The organism is Endozoicomonas sp. SESOKO3 (assembly GCF_024606255.1).
The window spans coordinates 1-6,569 of sequence record NZ_JAHHPR010000796.1 but is presented as its reverse complement, the minus strand read 5'-3'; the positions used below and the strand labels follow the sequence as shown (position 1 = coordinate 6,569).

Below are 6,569 nucleotides of genomic sequence, written 5' to 3'. Positions count from 1 at the left end.
AAGTCGATTGGATGGAAACTCTCTGAAACTGTTCTGCACAGCTTCCTGAATCAGCGCCTCCATTGAGTCCATGCGATCTTCAGCCAAGACACCCTGAAGCATGACCGGCCGGAAGTGGAACCAGTGAGCAACATCCAGAGATTCCTGCATGGATGGCGCATTGCTCAGTGCCTGCAGGAGATGAAACATGGAACGATCACTGCCAAACAACTCCTCATTACCAGTGATTTCCGCAACAGTGTGCCGGGCGGCCTGTTGGATCAGCCTGGTGAGTAGCTGCTGCCGGGCCTCTGTCTGATTACCCTGTGCAGAGTCACCTTCCAGCCACTGATCCAGCTCATAGCGGTCATAGAGTCTTCGTACAGAAACCATGATGGCTCTTAAGAGTCTCTCGTTTTCTTCCGCAAAGACGTAGTCAAAATAAAGACGATTGACACTCCGCTCAGCATTCCTGAAGGCTTTCTGCTCGGGTGAATCAACACTACTCCAACAGGAAGAAACCAGTATCAAACTGATAAAAACAGACCCAATAATTCGAAAAAGATACATCCTATACCTCCTTTTCACTAACGAATTTTTTCTTAAATTTTTTTTCCCTAAAGAATTGAAAAGTCTAGGACAATCGACTGGCCGGTACAGAAAAAGCGATAAATGGTTGAGTTTGTATTCAGGCTCTAAAGTGCCCAGCGGATACCCTGATAACCCAGCCAGGTGCCCAGCAAGCAAACGAGCACACTGCCAAGCCCATAGGCCAGGGCTGTCAGAAACTGATCAGATTGAAGCAACCTCATCAGATCCAGAGAGAAGGTTGAAAAGGTAGTCATGGCTCCCAGAAAGCCGGTCATCACAAAGATTTTCCAGGTCGGTGACAACATGGCTTTTTCTGCCAACAGGTACCAGCAAATACCCATGAGGACTGACCCCACAAGGTTAACTGTCAGAGTCGGATAATGATGCAGATGAGGATTACGGGTCAGCACAAACAGCTCATAGACAAATGCCCTCAGAACGGCTCCCAGTGCACCACCTGCAGCAATGGCTATCCAGTGTGTAGCTTGCATCATAATTCCTGTCTGTTTTCTGGTCACAGCCTTGCCTCTGACATCATTCGGTCAAATTTTATGACTTAAATTAAGCCATCTCAGGCAAAACCAGACTTGTAGAGTTATATTTTCGCCAAGATACCATGAGTTCCAGGGGATTAGCAGTAAGACAAACAAGTCAACCCACTGGACAGACACCCCTGACCTGCTTCAATAATAGTGGTCACCCCATCTTTGGTTTCATCATCAGAGCACATCCCGGTAAGCCAATGAAACATCGTTCAGAAGTCGATATTTTCAATGAGCAATGGCAGTGCTACCGCTGGCTGGTCGATAACAATATCATGGGTCACCAGCAGCTGATGCGTCTCGCCACCCGTAAACTCAGACAGCACTTCGGTCATCAGGCAGTTCATTTGCTCGATCTGGGTTGCGGCGATGCATCACTGGCTGCAGAGATGACCCGCGAGCTATCACTGACCTCCTACACTGCGGTCGATCTTGCTGAATCTGTGTTAGCCATGGCCAAACAGAACATGAGGCAACCCGGTGTCGATGCAGAGTTTTTTCTCAGTGACATTTTCGCCCCCCTGCCGGTTAACGGCTCCTACAACCTGATCTTCAGCAGCTTCGCCATTCATCACGGCTCCCTGACGGAAAAACAGGCACTTTTCTCGGAACTCAGGAATAAGGCCGAACCCGACACCCTGTTTGTGCTGATTGATGCCATAAGGCTCGATCATCAGAGCCGGGATCAATACATCGAGAAGGTTGGCGAGTATTTCAGAAGTATCCCGGCACTGCAAAGTGACTGGCAGAACATTGTTCTGGATCACGTCAGCCAGTGTGACTTCCCGGAAAGTATTGCGCAGCTCTGTGAAATCGGTGAGCAGGCCCAGTGGCGTCTGTTGGAACATCAGATAGTGAAAGAGCTGCCAGACTATCCGGCAGCATTCATGTTTTTTCAGGCAAAATGAATTACAGAGCGGTTACCTGTTAGCAGCCTGCTAGCGACGACGAACAGGGCTCTGCTGATTCCATTGCGCCAGTTTCTCAAGCTTCTCCCGAATCTTGATTTCCAACCCGCGATCATTGGGCTGGTAGTACTTTCTGGCTTCCATATTCTCTGGAAAATAACATTCACCGGCTGCATAGGCATTGGGCTCGTCATGGGCATAGCGGTATTCAGCCCCATAGCCCAGAGATCCCATCAGTTGGGTGGGGGCATTTCTGAGATGGTTCGGTACGTCAAAGGAAGGGTTGCCTTTGACGTCGACCATTGCAGCCTTCCAGGCCAGATAGACAGCGTTACTCTTCGGAGCACAGGCACAATAAACAGTGGCATGGGCCAGCGCCAGCAAACCTTCCGGGCTGCCCAGCCGTTCATAGGCCTGCCAGGCATTCATGGTCATTTCCAGTGCTCTCGGATCAGCATTACCAATGTCTTCGCTGGCAATCGCTACCAGTCTGCGAATAATATAAAGCGGATCGGCACCGCCATCCACCATTCTGGCTGCCCAGTAGAGTGCGGCATCGGGATCAGAGCCTCGCACGGATTTGTGAAATGCTGAAATCTGATCGTAAAACGCATCACCGCCCTTGTCGAAGCGTCGGCCACTGTCAGCCAGAATCTCCGACACTGTTGCCGCTTTAACCTGTCCATCTTCACTGAGATCTGCCGCTACTTCCAGAATATTCAGAACTCTTCTGGCATCGCCATCGCCATAACGCACCAGGATATCCTCAGCTTCAGGCTCAAGGGAAACAGGACTGTCCTTATAACCCCTTTCGTCTGATAACGCCTGATGAAGCACTTCCCTGAGCGCATCGTCCGTCAGGGGTTTTAACACATAAACCCGCGCGCGGGAGAGCAAGGCGTTGTTCAACTCAAAGGAAGGGTTCTCGGTAGTCGCACCGATAAATGTGATAGTGCCATCCTCAATATGGGGCAAAAAGGCGTCCTGCTGGGACTTGTTAAAGCGATGCACCTCATCCACAAACAGAATGGTTTTCCGCTGACGGGCCATCTGCTCATCCCGGGCTCTGGCTACCGCAGCCCGAATGTCTTTGACACCGGAGAGCACTGCTGAAAGCGTTTCAAAGTGGGCGTCGCAGACACCGGCCACCAACCGGGCCAGAGTGGTTTTTCCAACCCCGGGAGGGCCCCAGAAAATCATGGAGTGAATAGCACCCTGCTCCAGGGCTTCACGCAGAGGCTTGCCCCTGGCCAGAATGTGCTCCTGACCCAGGTATTCGCTCAGGTTGCGAGGCCTCATGCGTGCGGCAAGTGGCTCATATCGGGATGACTCGTCATCAAACAAACCAGCAGAATACACCGTTAACCCCGAGTCTCATCAATCACATCAAAGCCTTTGGGAGGGCTTACCTCAAACAAGTTGTCATTCAACTGTGTGTTTTCTTTGACCTTGGAGAACTGAATCCTGCGCTTGCCACCCAGAGAATCTGACAATGCAATGGAGACCAGCGTCCCCTGGCGAAAATCAATATCCAGCTTTTCAAACAGATCTGACTCCTCTTTGGGTGTCAGGGTGTATTGCTCATTCCGGCCCTTGCTGTAGACAGAAACGTTGTACTGTTTCAGCAGCTCACGGGCATTCCCTGTCAGCAGTTTGGCTGGCGTATTCGCCATGCGCGCATCCTGCTTCTGGATGATCACTTGCTGGAGTTCACGATCGACCATCCACACTCTGTTGCCGTGGGCAACGATTTCCTGTTCAAAAGGTTCCCTGGTTACCCAGCGAAAAAGATCAGGGCGTTTCATCTGCATCTCACCGGATTCTGTCTGGGTACGACCATCGGAAGAGACGGCTTCCTGCCGGAAATGAGCGCTCAGACTTTTCAGGGACTCCAGCTTTTCTGCCAGAGACTGAGAGGCTTTCTCGTCGTTCAGACCTTTGCTGACATCCACTGTCTTCACTGATTGAGCCGTCAGGGTAGTTGCCGGAGCATTACCCGGCGGGACGGCCATCACCTGCAACGAGACACTGAAAACAGCTGTAATTACAGTTACTTGAAAAACTTTCTTAAACACTCAACATTAACCCTTCACGGGAGGTGGTGCGATCACCTCACGATTACCATTATGACCTGCCGGGCTTACCACGCCGGCTACTTCCATCGTCTCTATGATACGGGCAGCACGGTTGTAACCGATCTTTAATTTACGCTGCACTGACGAAATTGATGCCCTGCGGCTTTCAGTCACAAAAGCAACAGCTTCATCATAGAGGGCATCCTGCTCTGAATCTTCGTCCAGCCCACCACTGATAGCATTGCCGTCAGAAGCCGTCTCTGCGCCACTGAGAACAGCATCCACATAATCAGGCTGGCCCCGTTTCTTCCAATCGGCTACCACTCTGTGCACTTCATCATCGCTGACAAAAGCACCATGAATACGAATAGGAACACTGGTGCCCGGCGGCAGGTAGAGCATGTCGCCATGACCCAGCAATTGCTCTGCCCCGCCCTGATCAATGATGGTGCGGGAGTCAATTTTACTGGACACCTGGAAACTAATGCGAGTCGGAACGTTAGCCTTGATCAGGCCCGTAATGACATCCACCGAGGGACGCTGAGTTGCCAGTATCAGATGGATACCCGCAGCACGGGCTTTCTGGGCAATCCGGGCGATCAGCTCTTCCACCTTCTTCCCGACAATCATCATCATGTCGGCAAATTCATCCACCACCACCACAATAAAAGGCAGCGCTTCAAGCTCAGGGGCCAGATCACCGAGGGTCATGGCTTCATAGAATGGATCACGAAGAGGTTTACCGGCGGCCTTCGCTTCTTTGACCTTTTTGTTATAGCCAGCAATATTTCTTACCCCCAGGGCCGCCATCAGCTTATAGCGACGCTCCATTTCCGCCACACACCAGCGCAGGGCATTGGCGGCTTCTTTCATGTCGGTCACGACGGGAGAAAGCAAATGAGGAATACCGTCGTAAATCGACAGTTCCAGCATTTTTGGGTCAATCATAATAAGACGAACGTCTTCCGGCCCTGACTTGAACAGCATGGAGAGCAGCATGGCATTAACGCCAACCGACTTACCTGAACCGGTGGTACCCGCCACCAGCAAGTGCGGCATTTTTGCCAGATCCACCACCACCGGCTGACCGGCAATATCATGTCCAAGCGCCAGACTGAGTGGCGATGCTGCTTTTTCATAAGCTCTGGAAGCAATCAACTCGGCAAAGAATACGGTTTCCCGGTCGTCGTTCGGGATTTCGATGCCCATCACTGACTTGCCGGGAATCACTTCAACGACCCGGACACTGACCACAGCCAAAGAACGGGCAAGATCCCTTGCCAAATTGGAAATCTTACTGGCCTTAACACCCGGCGCAGGCTGAATCTCATAGCGGGTAATCACCGGGCCCGGATGCACAGCCACCACTTCAGCTTTGACAGCAAAGTCTGCCAGCTTGGCTTCCAACAGCCGGGAGACAATATCCAGCTCTTCCTGTTTAACGCCGTTGCCATGATCCTGGATTTTGTCGAGTAAGCCCACTCCGGGAAGTTCACCTTCCGGTGGAATTTCAACGACGTTCTCTCCGACAGCGAAGGCCATTTCATCGGCTGCAGCGATATTCCGGGCCACGGCCATTTTGCCGACTTGTTCCTCTGACTTCGGGGCCGGGAGAACCAACACAGGCTCCTGGCGCTCTCCGGGGGAAACGTCGGCAGGCTCCTGAGCAGGTTTGGGCTGTGCTGCCCCCTGAAAAGCCTCACGATCCAGTTCGCGCTGCTCTTTCCATCTGGCGATACGAGACTTGACGACTTCTGCCAATCCGAAAATACCCTTGCCCAATTTGGCAAATGCTATCTTTAACAACCGACCGGTAGCATCCAGCACCTGAAACCATGACAGATGGGTATACAGAGTGAATCCCACCAGAAAAATAGCCAGCAAAATCAATGTACTGCCGATCAGATTAAAAACAGGCAGTGACTGTTCCATGATCATTCGACCCAGAATACCACCACTCCGGGCAGGCAGGCTCTCACCCGCTCCTTCCAGATGAATAGCGGCTAATGCTGCCCCTGTCGCCAGAGCCAGCAGCAAACCCAGTGAGCGCATGACAAACCAGCCGGGCTGCCAGTGCCAGGCACTGTATCGATACCGGAAAACCAGCACCGTTTTAATGACCAGCAGAACCGGTATCCACCAGGCGAAAACACCGAACAGGGAAAACAAGACATCACTGAACCAGGCTCCCGCTTTGCCTGTGCTGTTTGCCACTTCTCCTTCATACCCGACATAACTCCAGCCGGGATCAGTAGGGCTGTACGAAAACAGCGCTAATGCAGTAAAGGCAGCCAGCACCAGCAGGAATAACATTCCCGCTTCCCTGAATCTCAATACCAGAGCACTGGCTTGGGCAACCTCTTCGCCAGAACCCGAATCACGGATACCTGTTATGGCTCTGGGCACCGTCTTTTCTTTGGCGGCTCGCTTGCGCTTCTTGGTGATCGTTTCGGACATTAGACTCCCGTTTAATC

The 6,569-nt window shown here is 51.9% G+C and carries 6 protein-coding genes; 1 reads left to right on the top strand and 5 read right to left on the bottom strand.

Going from position 1 to position 6,569, the window contains the following annotated elements; translation table 11 throughout:
* Positions 1-549, bottom strand: a 549-nt coding sequence (locus KDK18_RS14220) for a hypothetical protein (RefSeq protein WP_257255592.1), incomplete at its 3' end; no start/stop codon positions are given.
* Between the two features lie 125 nt (positions 550-674).
* Positions 675-1,088, bottom strand: coding sequence for a fluoride efflux transporter CrcB (gene crcB, locus KDK18_RS14215; RefSeq protein WP_257255591.1), 414 nt, complete (start codon positions 1,086-1,088; stop codon positions 675-677).
* Between the two features lie 224 nt (positions 1,089-1,312).
* Here crcB and KDK18_RS14210 point away from each other — a divergent pair, with 224 nt between their 5' ends.
* Entirely contained in the window at positions 1,313-2,020 is a 708-nt protein-coding gene (locus KDK18_RS14210; RefSeq protein ID WP_257255590.1) for a class I SAM-dependent methyltransferase, read from the top strand.
* Positions 2,021-2,050: 30 nt separating this feature from the next.
* On the opposite strand, the gene KDK18_RS14205 is transcribed toward KDK18_RS14210, so the two are convergent.
* The 3 genes from KDK18_RS14205 to KDK18_RS14195 all read right to left on the bottom strand — a co-directional run bounded on the left by KDK18_RS14205 (position 2,051) and on the right by KDK18_RS14195 (position 6,552).
* Complete coding sequence (locus tag KDK18_RS14205; protein ID WP_257255589.1) at positions 2,051-3,319, bottom strand: replication-associated recombination protein A; 1,269 nt, start codon at positions 3,317-3,319, stop codon at positions 2,051-2,053.
* Positions 3,320-3,381: 62 nt separating this feature from the next.
* Positions 3,382-4,032: an outer membrane lipoprotein chaperone LolA gene (gene lolA / locus KDK18_RS14200; protein WP_257255588.1), complete on the bottom strand. Its 651-nt coding sequence runs from the start codon at positions 4,030-4,032 to the stop codon at positions 3,382-3,384.
* 69 nt (positions 4,033-4,101) lie between these two features.
* Positions 4,102-6,552: a DNA translocase FtsK gene (locus KDK18_RS14195; protein ID WP_257255587.1), complete on the bottom strand. Its 2,451-nt coding sequence runs from the start codon at positions 6,550-6,552 to the stop codon at positions 4,102-4,104.
* Between the last annotated feature and the right edge of the window lie 17 nt (positions 6,553-6,569).